The organism is Streptomyces sp. 378 (genome assembly GCF_030124145.1).
Lineage (GTDB): Bacteria > Actinomycetota > Actinomycetes > Streptomycetales > Streptomycetaceae > Streptomyces.
In genome coordinates this window covers 78,430-91,771 of sequence record NZ_JASKMS010000027.1, presented here as the reverse complement: position 1 = coordinate 91,771, position 13,342 = coordinate 78,430, and the positions used below count along the sequence as shown (strand labels likewise).

At 69.8% G+C, this 13,342-nt stretch carries 10 protein-coding genes; 4 read left to right on the top strand and 6 right to left on the bottom strand.

Annotated features, from left to right (window positions below):
• Positions 1–12: 12 nt before the first annotated feature.
• The 3 genes from QNO09_RS29760 to QNO09_RS29750 form a co-directional block, all read right to left on the bottom strand.
• Positions 13–1,533 carry a putative T7SS-secreted protein gene (locus QNO09_RS29760; protein WP_283973348.1) on the bottom strand — a complete coding sequence of 507 codons (1,521 nt, stop codon included), beginning with the start codon at positions 1,531–1,533 and terminating at the stop codon, positions 13–15.
• Positions 1,530–1,850 carry a DUF6317 family protein gene (locus QNO09_RS29755; RefSeq protein ID WP_283973347.1) on the bottom strand — a complete coding sequence of 107 codons (321 nt, stop codon included), beginning with the start codon at positions 1,848–1,850 and terminating at the stop codon, positions 1,530–1,532. The genes QNO09_RS29760 and QNO09_RS29755 overlap by 4 nt, the downstream gene beginning before the upstream one ends.
• An 89-nt stretch (positions 1,851–1,939) precedes the next feature.
• Entirely contained in the window at positions 1,940–2,242 is a 303-nt protein-coding gene (locus QNO09_RS29750; RefSeq protein WP_283973346.1) for a WXG100 family type VII secretion target, read from the bottom strand.
• 396 nt (positions 2,243–2,638) lie between these two features.
• On the opposite strand from QNO09_RS29750, the gene QNO09_RS29745 reads away from it, so the two are divergent.
• A complete protein-coding gene (locus QNO09_RS29745) occupies positions 2,639–7,288 on the top strand; it encodes an FtsK/SpoIIIE domain-containing protein (RefSeq protein WP_283973345.1) in 4,650 nt (1,549 codons plus the stop codon).
• A gap of 97 nt (positions 7,289–7,385) precedes the next feature.
• Here the strand turns inward: QNO09_RS29745 and QNO09_RS29740 are convergent, their stop codons facing one another.
• Positions 7,386–8,234, bottom strand: coding sequence for a menaquinone biosynthetic enzyme MqnA/MqnD family protein (locus tag QNO09_RS29740; RefSeq protein WP_283973344.1), 849 nt, complete (start codon positions 8,232–8,234; stop codon positions 7,386–7,388).
• Positions 8,235–8,553: 319 nt separating this feature from the next.
• Between QNO09_RS29740 and QNO09_RS29735 the strand changes: the two genes are divergently transcribed.
• From QNO09_RS29735 to QNO09_RS29725, 3 genes are all read left to right on the top strand, one after another.
• On the top strand, positions 8,554–8,757 hold the full coding sequence (locus QNO09_RS29735) for a cold-shock protein (protein WP_003992177.1): 204 nt from the start codon (positions 8,554–8,556) through the stop codon (positions 8,755–8,757).
• A 110-nt stretch (positions 8,758–8,867) separates the two neighbouring features.
• The gene (locus QNO09_RS29730; protein WP_283973343.1) at positions 8,868–9,200 is read left to right on the top strand and encodes a hypothetical protein; all 333 of its coding nucleotides are present in this window, start codon (positions 8,868–8,870) and stop codon (positions 9,198–9,200) included.
• Between the two features lie 78 nt (positions 9,201–9,278).
• Positions 9,279–9,929 (top strand): class I SAM-dependent methyltransferase, encoded by a 651-nt coding sequence (locus QNO09_RS29725; protein ID WP_283973342.1) that lies wholly within the window; start codon positions 9,279–9,281, stop codon positions 9,927–9,929.
• A gap of 364 nt (positions 9,930–10,293) precedes the next feature.
• Here the strand turns inward: QNO09_RS29725 and kstD are convergent, their stop codons facing one another.
• Positions 10,294–12,108 (bottom strand): 3-oxosteroid 1-dehydrogenase, encoded by a 1,815-nt coding sequence (gene kstD / locus QNO09_RS29720; protein WP_283973341.1) that lies wholly within the window; start codon positions 12,106–12,108, stop codon positions 10,294–10,296.
• Positions 12,109–12,201: 93 nt separating this feature from the next.
• Entirely contained in the window at positions 12,202–13,323 is a 1,122-nt protein-coding gene (locus QNO09_RS29715) for a sugar ABC transporter substrate-binding protein (protein ID WP_283973340.1), read from the bottom strand.
• Positions 13,324–13,342: the final 19 nt, after the last annotated feature.

Sequence of the window (13,342 nt, the reverse complement as noted above, 5' to 3'; positions counted from 1 at the left end):
GACTCGCCCTGATCATCCGTCACCCGTTGTCGTGGCGTCCTTGATCCCGGTCGCCGACCAAACCCCGTCGTCCAGTCCTTGTATCCCGACAAGATCACCGATGCTCCCGGTGATGTCTCCCTTGTCGAGCAGGTCGGTGGTCGACGCGACAGCAGTGGAGCCGGCCCAGATGCGGGTTTGGGTCTCGAAAACGTCGGTTGCGGCCTTCACCGCACTGTCGGCCCGCAGACCGTCGGACATCTGATCGAGGCTCCTCTGCAGACTCGTGACACCGGGATCATTCAACCCTGGCCGGACGCCGGTCCAGGTATCAGCCTGCCGAAGTTGTCGAAGGTTGCTGGGGCTCAGGTCCTTGACCGCCTTGAAGCTGTCTACTGAATCCTTCAAGATCAGCTTCGGGTTGAAGGCATCCGCCATCCGCTGGGCGCCGGGGAACCAGCCCTTCGGCGCCTTGGCGATCGCCTCCACAGCGGCCTTTCCGCGCAAGGCTCCACCGCTTTCTTGATTAGCCTTCTTCCAAGCTTTGTTGACGGCCTTTTTGTACGCGGCGGAACCCGGCTTCGCCTTGATGCCCTCCCGGAGTGCTCTCGCACTCGCGGATCGACCCAAGCTCTTGGCAGCCGCCGATGCGCCCCTGGCTCCGGCGAGAGCCCCGCGTCCGATCCCCAACGTCGCAATACCCACGACGTCCAGGGCGACATCGAACCAACTACCCTTACCGGCCAGTGCCAGAAGGGTGTGCCCCACGAGCGAAACCAGAGTGGCCACAAGTGCGATGGTACCCAGAACCCCGGCAAGCACCTGGCCAACAATCGGGATCCACCCCACCATAAGCGCCAGCGTCCCGCAAATGGTCGCGACCCAACCGGAAATTTCGAGAACCTTCTCAATCCATCCGGAATTGTCGTTGACCCAGTCCTTGAACTTGTCCCAGGCGCCATCCTTCAAACCATCGTTGTCGATGGCGTATCGAATGGCATCCCGCGCCCTCTTCGCTGCAGCATCGCGTACGTCTTTGGCTGCCTCGAGATCCTTCTTAGCCCGCTCCAATGCCAAACTCGCCGCGTCCTGACGCTTCTCCAGTTTTTGGCGGTCCGGGTCGTCGTCACCTGCGTCCTTCGGGAGTTTACGGATCGCAGCGCTGCTCGCGTTGCGCTCGTCGTCAGCGACCCGGGCGTCGCGGAGCGCCTTGTCGGCCATGGTCTGCGCACGGTGGAGTTCCGAGGCGTACTGACTGGAGCAGCCGCCGTCGGTCACCTTCTCGCCGAGGGCGTCAGCAGCGGCGTCGTAACGCTTGAACGCCTTCCGCAGCTTTCCCTCAGCCTCTTCGGCGTCCTTACGGAATTCTTCAGCCGTCTTACTCTTCCACTCATCGACAGACGCAAGCGCTTTAATCTCGCCCGCCTGCTTCTTGATGGCCTCAGCAGTCCTCCGGAGATCCCGCCCCAGCTTGGCGACTGCATCCGGATCGCCGGGGATCGGGTCGACCGCCTCGCCGATAACGGCCCATTCCTCAGCGCGCGGACGCGTCACTTGGAGCCTCCCCCGGATTTCGACTCCTTGCTCGCATTCCGAAGCGCCTCGGCAAGTTGGTGGTCGATGTCCTCATAAGACTTCGCCGCAGTGGAAAGGAGCTTCGAAAGATTCTCCAGTTCCTCCGTAAGACGCTCCCGATGGATCTTCCAGTTGTCGCCGAACTCGTCGAAAACGTCAACCAAGCCCTGATCGCCCAGGGTGGTCGCCCCCAACCCGTCAGCTGGGTTGGCGTTCTTGTCGAACTCCCGGTGAATCTTGGAGAGAGACTTGGCGCTTTCCTTGATGCGCTCGATATCGGCAGTCTGGTCCGACATGGAACCCCCCGCTGAGGAACGTAGTAACGCAGCCCGACGGGGCGGACCATCAGCGCCCGCCCCATCGCCGTAGATCTTCTAGCAGACCGTCACTTGCTCCGAGCCTGCTTGGCCAGTTCCTCGTCGATCTGCTCGAACTTGTCCGCGGCCATGGTCAGGTAGTCGCCCATGCCGTCGAGGCCGTCCAGCGTGTCCTTCATGCCGCGGACGAACTCGTCGAAGTTCTCGTCGAACGCCTTCGACGAGCTCTTCGTGACGTAGCCGCCCTGCACGAGGTTGTTGATGTACTTCTTCAGGCCCTCGAGCCTCTCCTGGAGCTTTTCCTTCTCCTTCACGACATGCTTGGCTGCATCCCGCATGTCCTGATAAGTGATATCCAGGTCCTTGGCCATGAAGCCGCTCCCTCTCGCAACGCCGCAGGGCCAACCCCCGTGGCTTCCCTGTTTGCGGACTCACCGACCCGGAAGCCGAGTTGCCGGTCACAGCCGGCTACCGGTGTGATCGTCCGCTCTTGCGTCAGCAGCTTACGGGTGTGGCCTGTGGGGCCACATCCCCGGCTTGTGAACGAGCCGTCGTGAAAGCGTGTACGCCGTTGCCATCGGGAACGTCACGGCGCCTCCCCATTGCCCCGCCGTCGTACCGAGCGGATATCGTCCCTGTACCACTGTGACCCGCGTGACTGAAGCGAGCAGCACAGCACGCCAACCGCACAGCACGCGCACAGCACAGCGGACCAGCGACAGACACCACGCGGCCACACCGGCCCAGTGGCACGGGGAGGACAAGTCGTGCGCCTGACTCTGACCGTCGTCGACCCGTACGGCGGTGGCACCGCCGACGTGGTGCTCGATGCCGATCCTGAGTCCACCGTGGGGGACATCGCGCAGGAGTTGGCCAAGCAGGTGGGGCACAGCGGGGCGCAGGTCATCCCGCTCGGGCAGCACCGGCACGCGCCGGCGAACAACGCGCCCCTCGTGTACGTGGACGGGTACGCGGTCGATCCCGGCGCCACCGTCGTCGGATCGCCCCTGCGTGAGGGTGCCGTGGTCAGTCTGCAGGATCCGTCCGGGTGTCTTCCGGGGGAGCCGACCGGGCTCGTCGAACTGCGGGTCGTCGGCGGGCCGGCGGCCGGGTTCGTGCACCGGCTGGGCGTCGGGCGCTACGACATCGGCAGCGGCGCGGCGTCGTACGTCCGGGTCGACGACCCCGAGGTGGACGCCCGGGCCCTCACCCTCTCCGTCGCCACCGACGGCACCTGCCAGGTCGCCGTGCACATGGACAAGGAGCACGTCACCCTCGACGGCACCCCCCTCGCGCAGGACGAGGACCAGGACGAGCCCAGCGGCAAGAAGCGCGACAAGAAGCGCGGCAACAAGAAGAAGGCGCCGGAGAAGAGGGAAGAGAAGGGGACCGGCCCTACCGAGTGGCCGCTCGGCGCTCAGATCGGGCTCGGCAACACCCTTCTCGAACTGACCCGCTACACACCTCCGAACGCCGCTCTCAAGTGGTCCGACGACGGTGTCGGTCTGGACTACAACCGGCCCCCGCGGCTGCGTCCGGCCGAGCGGCAGACCAACTTCCGGTTGCCGTCGTCGCCGCGCGAGTACGAGGCCAGGCCGCTGCCCTGGCTGATGGCGCTGACGCCTCTCGTCGGTGCCGCCGTGGCTGTGATGATCTTCCAGCGCTGGTACTACCTGATCATGGCGGGCCTCAGCCCGATCCTGCTCTTCGCCAACTACTACAACGACAAGAAGCACGGGCGTAAGTCGCACGCCAAGCAGGTCAAGGAGTACGAGGAGCAGAAGGAGCGGATCGAGAAGGACGCCCAGGACGCGCTGGTCGCCGAGCGGAACGACCGGCGGCAGGCCATACCCGACCCGGCGACCGTGCTCGCCCTCGGGACGGGGCCGCGTACGCGTCTGTGGGAGCGGCGGCGCACCGACCGCGATCACCTTCTGATCCGTTTCGGGACCGGGCGGTTGCCGTCCGAGGTGGTCCTCGACGACCCGGAGCAGGACGACCACCGCCGTCAGGTGACCTGGAAGATCGAGGACGCCCCGGTGGCGCTGCATCTGCGCACGCTGGGTGTCGTCGGTCTGGCGGGCCCCGGGGACTCCGCCCGTGCTCTCGGGCGCTGGGCGGTCGCGCAGACCGCGGCCCTGCACAGCCCGATGGACGTGCAGTTCTACGTGCTGAGCGACAACGCGGCGCGGGAGTCGTGGGACTGGGTGCGCTGGCTGCCGCACGCCCGGCCGTCCGGCGGGCAGGACGTGAACGCGCTGATCGGGACGGACGCCGAGACCGTCGGTGCCCGGATCGGCGAACTGACGCAGATCCTCGACGCGCGCAAGAAGGCCGCCGAGGAGAACAAGTCGCAGGGCAACTCGAGCTTCAGCGACCCCGACATCGTCGTCGTGTGGGACGGCTCGCGGCGGCTGCGGTCGCTGCCGGGTGTGGTGCGGCTGCTGCGCGAGGGGCCGTCCGTGTCCATGTTCGCGATCTGCCTGGACGCCGAGGAGCGGTTTCTGCCCGGCGAGTGCCAGGCGTACGTCGTGGCCGAGCCGAAGGCCGAGGAGCTTCAGCCGGCCGCCCAGCAGGTGCAGCCGTCCCAGCAGGCCGCCGGTGGGTTCCCCTCGTTCCAGGCCTGGCACAGCACCGCCCGGCCCGAACAGGCCGAGCGCAGCGAGAGGTTGCGGCTGCGGGTCGAGGAGGCCGGTGCGGAGCGGCTGGCGGACGTTCGGCCCGACTTCGTCTCCGCGGCCTGGTGCCTGCGTCTGGCCCGGTCGTTGTCGCCGCTGCGGGACATCAGCGGTGAGACCGAGGACTCGGCGCTGCCCGGGTCGAGCCGGCTGCTGGACGTGCTGCAGTTGGAGCCGCCGACCAGTGACGCGATCGTGGCCCGCTGGCGGATGGGCGGGCAGTCGACGCTGGCCGTCATCGGTGAGTCGTACGACGGGCCGTTCGGCATCGACATCCGCAAGGACGGGCCGCACGGTCTGATCGCGGGTACGACCGGTTCGGGTAAGTCGGAGCTGCTGCAGACCATCGTGGCGGCGCTGGCGGTGGCGAACACGCCGGAGAACATGACGTTCGTGCTCGTCGACTACAAGGGTGGCGCGGCCTTCAAGGACTGTGTGCATCTGCCGCACACCGTCGGCATGGTCACGGACCTCGACGCCCATCTGGTGGAGCGGGCCCTGGAGTCGCTCGGTGCGGAGTTGCACCGGCGCGAGCACATCCTGGCCGCGGCCGACGCCAAGGACATCGAGGACTACCAGGACCTGGTGCGCCGGGATCCGTCGCACCGGCCGGTGCCCCGGCTGCTCATCGTGATCGACGAGTTCGCCTCGATGGTGCGTGATCTGCCGGACTTCGTGACGGGGCTCGTGAACATCGCCCAGCGGGGTCGTTCCCTCGGTATCCACCTGCTGCTGGCGACGCAGCGCCCGTCGGGTGTCGTGTCGCCCGAGATCCGCGCCAACACCAACCTCCGTATCGCGCTGCGTGTGACGGACGGCGGCGAGTCGTCGGACGTCATCGACTCGCCCGAGGCGGGGCACATCTCCAAGAACACCCCGGGTCGCGCGTACGCCCGGCTCGGGCACGCCTCGCTGGTGCCGTTCCAGTCCGGCCGGGTGGGTGGCCGTCGGCCCGGTGCGGCCGACCCTGCGCTGCTCATGCCCTGGGTGGGCCCGCTGACCTGGGAGGATCTGGGGCGGGCGGCGCTGGTCAAGCCGAAGGCGGAGTCGCGGGAGGACGAGGAGATCACCGATCTGAAGGTTCTCGTCGACACCATCCGCGACGCCAACCGCTCCCTCGGCATCCCGCCGCAGCACAGCCCGTGGCTGCCCGCCCTGGACGAGACGCTGCTGCTGGACGACGTGGAGGTGCCCGCGTTCGCCGGTGGTCCCGGCAAGCTGCCGCCGGCGCCGTACGGCGTCGAGGACCTGCCCGCGAGCCAGTCGCGCCGCCCGGTCGTCGTGGACTTCTCCTCCTTCGGCCATCTGATGATCGGCGGCGCCCCGCGCAGCGGCCGCTCCCAGGTGCTGCGCACCCTGGCGGGTTCCCTCGCCCGTACGCACTCGGTCGCCGACGTGCACCTGTACGGCATCGACTGCGGCAACGGCGCGCTCAACGCCCTGACGCGGCTGCCGCACTGCGGTGCGGTCGTGAACCGCAACCAGACCGAGCGGGTCGTGCGGCTGGTCAACCGGCTCAAGGGCGAGATGAGCCGCCGTCAGGACGTGCTGGCGGAGAAGGGCTTCGCGGACATCGGGGAGCAGCGGGCGTCGGTGGCCGAGGACGAGCGGCTGCCGCACATCGTGGTGCTGCTGGACCGCTGGGAGGGCTGGGTGCCCACCCTCGGCGAGGTCGATCACGGTTCGCTGACCGACGAGTTGCAGACGATGATGCGCGAGGGCGCCAGCGTCGGCATCCACCTGGTGCTGACGGGTGACCGGACCCTGTTGGTGGGCCGGATCGCGGCCCTCACCGAGGACAAGTACGGGCTGCGGCTCGCCGACCGCAGCGACTTCTCGGCGCTGGGCATCCCGGCGCGCAAGGTGCCGGAGGAGATCCCGCCGGGCCGTGCGTTCCGCAACGAGTTCGGTACGGAGACGCAGTTCGCGCTGCTCGCGCAGGACACGACCGGTCAGGGCCAGGCCGCGGCGCTGGCGGCGATCGGTGAGGCGGCCACGGCCCGCGACGCCGCCGTCCCCCGCTCGCGCCGCCCGTTCCGCGTCGACAGCCTGCCCAGCCGCATCTCCTTCCCGGAGGCCTGGGAGCTGCGCGACCCGGAGGCGTCCCGTTCGCGTCTGTGGGGTCTGGTCGGCATCGGTGGCGACGAGATCATCGGCTTCGGGCCCGATCTGGCCGAGGGCGTACCGGCGTTCGTCGTCGCGGGCCCTGCCAAGTCCGGCCGCTCGACGGTGATGATGAACTTCGCGCACTCGTTCCTGTCCCAGGGCACCCGTCTGGTCGTCGCGGCCCCGCGCCAGTCCCCGCTCCGCCGACTCGACGGCACGGACGGCGTGCTGAAGGTCTTCACCGGCGACGACATCGACGAGGACGAGTTCGAGGAGCTCATCGACCAGGCGTCCCTGGAGGAGCCGATCGCCGTTCTCGTCGACGACGGTGAGCTCCTGGAGGACTGCGACGCCGAGAGCCAGATGAAGAAGCTGGTCTCCCGCGGCGCCGAGCGCGGGCTCGCGCTCGTCATCGCCGGTGACGAGGAGGACGTGTGCAGCGGCTTCTCGGGCTGGCAGGTCGACGCGAAGAAGGCCCGGCGGGGCATCCTGCTCTCCCCCCAGGAGTCCTCCAGCGGCGACCTCGTCGGTGTCCGCCTCAACCGCGGCATGGTCGGCGGCCAGGTCGTCCCCGGCAAGGGCATGCTGCACCTCGGCGACGGCGAGCTGCGCACGGTCGTCATCCCGGGGTGAGGCGGTGACCGGGGGCGGCCCCGTAGGCCCGCGGGGACGTTCCCGGCCCCGGCACGCCTGCGCTCTCCAGAAGAGGAGTGCCGGAGCGCCGCCCGGCTCACGGCTGGAGCAGGTCCACCTTCACGTCCGCCGGGAAGCCGGTCGTCGGGCCGACCCGCCGCGCGAACTCGGCGACCGCCGCCAACTGCGGGTCGCCGAAGCGGAAGTCGAGGGTGGTGAAGTAGCGGGCGAGGGTCTCCTCGTCGAAGGCCTCCCAGCGGGCGGCCTGCTCGGCGACCTTGCCGACCTCCTCCAGGGAGAGGTTGCGGGAGTCGAGGAAGGCCTCGTGCACCCGGCGGGTGATGACGGGCTCGCGCTCCAGGTAGTCGCGGCGGGCCGCCCAGACCGCGAAGACGAACGGCAGGCCCGTCCACTCCTTCCACAGCGCGCCCAGGTCGTGCACGGCCAGGCCGAAACGCGGCCCGTCGAGCATGTTCGCGCGCAGCGCCGCGTCGCCGATGAGGACGGCGGCGTCGGCCTCCCGCATCATCAGGCTCAGGTCGGGCGGGCAGGTGTAGTAGTCCGGCTGGACGCCGTAGCGCTCGGCGAGGAGCAGCTGGGCGAGGCGGACGGAGGTGCGGGAGGTCGACCCGAGGGCGACACGGGCGCCGTCCAGCTGGTCCAGGGGGACCTGCGAGACGATCACGCAGGACATCACCGGGCCGTCGCAGCCGACGGCGATGTCGGGGAAGGCGACCAGGTCGTCGGCGTGCCGGAGGAACTCGACGAGGGTGATCGGACCGATGTCGAGTTCGCCCTGCACCAGCTTCTCGCTGAGCTTCTCCGGGGTGTCCTTGGAGAGCTCGAAGTCGAGGAGCGTGCCCGTTCTCGCGAGCCCCCAGTACAGGGGCAGGCAGTTCAGGAACTGGATGTGGCCGACGCGCGGCCGGGTGCGAGGATTGTCCACATCGTGAGGCTAGCCCTCGGGGCGCGCGGACCGGCGCGCGGGCCCGCGGTCGGGGTGCGGGCCTCGGTGAGCCCCCCTCCGCCAGTCGGCCGGAGGACGTTCAAACATTCGGGTGACGTGATCTAGACCCCTATTGCATTCCACGGCCTGCGTGCTAGGCTCGTCGCAAGTTGCAGTTTGGTTTCCCTTGCAGTACAGAGCCTGCGGAGCATGTGACCGCGGGCTCTCGTCATTCTCAGACATATGCACTTGTGCGGAATTCATCTTCACACTTGCTGGTTCTGGAGCAGGGCAACCCTTTTGGGCCCAAGGAGGGCTTATGGCTACCGGAACCGTGAAGTGGTTCAACGCCGAAAAGGGCTTTGGTTTCATCGCCCAAGAGGGCGGCGGCCCCGACGTCTTCGTCCACTACTCCGCGATCAACGCGAGCGGCTTCCGCTCGCTCGAGGAGAACCAGCAGGTGTCTTTCGACGTCACGCAGGGCCCGAAGGGCCCGCAGGCTGAGAACGTCACGCCGGTCTGATTTGCAGTACCCAAGGAGCCCCGCGCCGCCAGGCGACGGGGCCCCTGCCCTTTTCGGGCCCTTCCGCTCGGTGAATTCCCGGCGAATTCCGGCCATGCGACGATGGGCGGATGCGCGACGAACCGGAGAACAGTGGGAAAGCCGACGGCACCCCCGTCGACGAGACCCAGGACGGCTCCCCCGCCGGCAAGGCCTTGGCCACGGGCCTGTCGATAGGCCTGGCCCTCGGCACGGCCATAGGCCTCGTACTCGGCATGACCGTCTTCGACAACCTCGGCCTGGGACTGGCCTTGGGCACCGGCTTCGGCACGGCGATCGGAGCGGGGGCGGGTATCGGCGCGGGGCGGACACAGCCGGAGCAGGGGGGCGGGGAGCCGGGGGCGGGCCGGGAGCTCGGCCCGTCGGGCGAGGGCCGGGGAGATGAGGGGCCGCGCGAGGGCTGAGGGGTGCGAGGGCCACGCGCCGGTTCGGCCGGTACGCGCGGGGCGGAGGGACAGGGACTCGCGTTAGGGTCTGCGGCCATGGCCGATGCTGACTTCCTGATCGAGACCCGCAGGTTCTACGACACCGTCGCCGAGGCGTACGCCGTCCACTTCGGTGACCTGGGAGCGGGGACGCCGCTGGACCTCGGGGTGCTGTACGGGTTCGCGGGGCTCGTGGGTGAGGGCGGCGAGGTCGCCGACCTGGGGTGCGGGCCCGGGCGGGTGACGGCGTTCCTGGCGTCGCGCGGGCTGTCGGTGTTCGGGCTGGACCTGTCGGAGTCGATGCTCGCGGTCGCCCGTCGCGAACATCCCGACCTGCGGTTCGTGCAGGGCTCGATGCAGGAGCCGGACCTGCCGGACGGCTCGCTCGACGGTGTCGTGTCCTGGTACTCGACCATCCACACACCCGAGGAGCACCTGCCCGCCCTCTTCGCCGGCTTTCACCGTGTCCTGCGCCCCGGCGGCCATCTCCTCCTGGGCTTCCAGTGCGGTGACGAACCCCGCCACTACGAGGAGGCCTTCGGCCACCCGGTGGCGCTGACCTTCCGCCGCCGCAGGCCGGAGCACGTCGCGGCGCTGCTGGAAGCAGCCGGTCTCACCGTCCGCCAGCGGACGGTGCGCGAGCCGGACCAGACGAGCGGCGAGCCGGTCGCCCAGGCGAGCCTCGTGGCCCGCAAGGCGGGGCGATAGGCCGCCGGGCCTCGCCGAGCCCCACGTGCGGCACCCGGGCATCCCCAAACCCCACACCCGGGCGACCCCCAAGTTTCCCCTGCGACACCCGGGCATCCCCCCAACCCCGCGCGCGACACCCGGGCGACCCCCGCAACCCCACACGCGGCACCCGGGCAACCCCGCAGCCGGGCGGGCGCTCCCTGAGCGGGCCCGCTGCCGAACCCCACCGCCTACGACACTGCCGACCACACCACCGGCCGCTCCCGGCCACCTCCCGCACCGGCCGCCGCCGACACCGGCCCTGGCTCCGACACCGGCCGCCGCCGACATCGGCCCCGGCCGTGCCACCAGCCCCGACACCGGCCCCGCCCCACCCCCGCCCCTACAAACCCCCCGCGATGTCCCGCGCCGCGATGTAGCCGAACGTCATCGCCGGGCCGATCGTCGAGCCCGCGCCCGCGTAGCTGTGGCCCATCACCGCCGCGCTCGCGTTCCCCGCCGCGTACAGGCCCGGGATCACCGAGCCGTCCTCGCGCAGCACCCGGGCCCGGGCGTCCGTGCGGAGGCCGCCCTTGGTGCCGAGGTCGCCGGGGACGATGCGGAAGGCGTGGTACGGCGGGAGCCAGAGGGGGGCCAGGCAGGAGTTGGGGAGGACCGACGGGTCCGTGTAGTAGTGGTCGTAGGCGCTGTCGCCGCGGTGGAAGTCGGGGTCCTCGCCCCTCCGCGCCTGGGCGTTGAAGCGGCTGACGCCGGCGCGCAGGGCCGCCGCGGGGACGCCGATCGAGGCCGCCAGGGCGTCCAGGGTCCACTCCTTGTGGGCGGCGCCGGAGTCGTACCAGGTGTCGGGCAGGGGCAGCGTCGGCAGGACGTCCTTGAAGAGGTAGCGGTTGCGGTAGTTCTGGTCGACGATCAGCCAGCACGGGATGGCCGGTTCGGTGTCGTGGACGTCGTACATGGTGTGCACGACGTCGCTGTAGGGCGCGGCCTCGTTGACGAAGCGGCGGCCCGCGCCGTTCACCAGCAGCCCGCCGGGCAGCGTGCGTTCGGCGAGGCAGAAGTAGGGCCGGCCGGGGACCGGGACGGCCGGGCCCCACCAGGCGTCGTCCATCAGGTCGAGCGCCGCGCCGAGCCGCTCCCCCGCGAGGATGCCGTCGCCGGTGTTCTCCTTGGCCCCGACGGTCCACTCGGTGCCGATGGGTTGGCGCTGGAAGCGTTGCCGCATGGCGGCGTTGTGCTCGAAGCCGCCCGAGCCGACGATGACGCCCCGGCGGGCGCGGACCAGGCCGGGAGCGCCGTCGCGGGTGACGACGGCTCCCGTGACCGTGCCGTTCTCGACGTGCAGGTCCGTCAGGGGCGTGTTCAGCCAGACCGGGACCCCGGCCGCCCGCAGCCCGGCCCGCAGACCCGCCGCGAGCGCCTGGCCCATGGTCAGGGGCTTCTGGCCGAGCGTCGCCGCCTTCGCGCCGCGGGCGAGGCACTGGGCGGCGACGGCCGCGCCCCGGGCGTTGACGGCGGCGAGGGCGATCCACTTGTAGTCGGCGCTGAAGACCACCATGCCGGCGGGGACGTCCATGTACGGCGGGTTCAGGCGGGCCAGTTCGGCGCCCAGGAGGTTGCCGTCGAGCTGGTCCGGCTCGATGGAGCGGCCGTTCGGCAGGCCGCCGGGCAGCTCGGGGTAGTAGTCGCTGTAGCCCTCCATCCAGCGGAACCGGAGCGGGCTGTTCGCCATGACGAGGGAGATCGTCGCCGGACCATGGGTGAGGAAGGCCCGCTGCCGGTCGGCGGGGACGTCCGGGCCGACGACCGCGGCGAGGTAGGCGGCGGCCTTCGCGGGGGTGTCGGGCACCCCCGCCGCGCGGAGCACCGGGTTGTTGGGGATCCAGATGCCGGCTCCGGAGCGGGCGGCCGAGCCGCCGAAGGTGGGGGCCTTCTCCACGACGACGCAGCTCAGGCCCTGGCGCGCGGCCGTCAGCGCGGCGGTCATGCCGGCGGCGCCGGAGCCGATGACGACGACGTCGTACGTGCCGAGCGGGGGTAAGTCGGCTGCCCGGGCGCTCTGGTGCACGCCCGTGGCGACCGCGAGGCCGGCGCCGGCGGCCCCGGCCAGTAGGCGTCTGCGGGACGGGGCTCCGGCCGTCGCCGCACGGAGCCCTGCTGCGCTCCCGGGTTCGGCGACGGTGTCCGTACGTGTGGTCATGGCCGCTCCAGCCTGACGAGAACGCGAAAGGGGTGGGGACTGTCGCGCGGGGGTCTTGCGAAGTCAAGACCCGTGCGGCGCCCACCGCTTCGGCTACTCGAGACCGATGGCCGCGCAGTCCGCCTTGTACTTGGCGGTGCAGATGTCCTTCACGGTGTAGACGCCGTCGGTGATCACCGTGTCCTCGATGTTGTCCTTGGTGAGGGCGACCACCGGGACCAGCATCGCGGGGATGTTCTTCTGCGTCGGGCTGTCGACCGTCTGCCGGGCCAGCGCGGCGAACTCGATCGTGCGGCCCTGGACCTTGGCCACCGCGATCTTCGCGGCGTTGGTCGCCTCCAGCAGGAAGGACTTGTACACGGTCATGTACTGCTCGCCGGAGACGATCCGCTGCACCGCGTCGAGGTTGGCGTCCTGCCCGGTCACCGGTGGCATCTTGGTGGCACCGGCCTCCCGGAGGGCCTCGATGACGGCGCCCGCCATGCCGTCGTTGGCCGAGTAGACGGCGTCGATGTCGTTCAGCCCGACGGCCTGGATCGCCTCCTTCATGTGCTCCTTGGCGATCGCGGGCTTCCACTCCTTGGTGTCGTACTGCTTGACGATGTCGACCTGGCCCTGGAGTTCGCTGAGCGCGCCGTCCTTGAAGCGTGCGGTGTTGGGGTCGGCGGGGTCGCCGTTCATCATGACGACCTTGCTCTTCTCGGCCTTCTCGCCGAGTTCCCCGGTGATGGCGCGGCCCTGCACCTGGCCGACGAGTTCGTTGTCGTGGGAGACGTAGGCGTCGATGGGGCCCTCGGCGAGCCGGTCGTAGGCGATGACCGGGATGCCGGCGTCCTTGGCCTTCTGGACGTCGGTGGCGATGGTCTTGGAGTTCAGCGCGTCGACGAGGATGACGTCGACCTTCTCGCTGATCATCTTCTGGAACTGCTCGCTCTGTCTGGACACGCTGGCCTCGGCGTTGGCGTAGCGGACCGTGCCCTGGTCGTCCGTGAGGGCGGCGACCTCCTGCTTGATCAGCGGGTAGTCGAACTTCTCGAAGCGTGCCGTGTCCCGGTCGGGCAGCAGGAGGCCCACCGTGATGTCGTTGCCCTTCTTCACGGCGGTGTCCTCACTCCCGCCGTCGCCGCAGGCGGTGAGGGACAGGGCCGATACGGAGACCGCCAGGGCCATGGAGAGGTGCCGGACGGCGGCCTGACGGGGGTTGCGCGCTATCACTGGTGGTGCCTTCCGATGG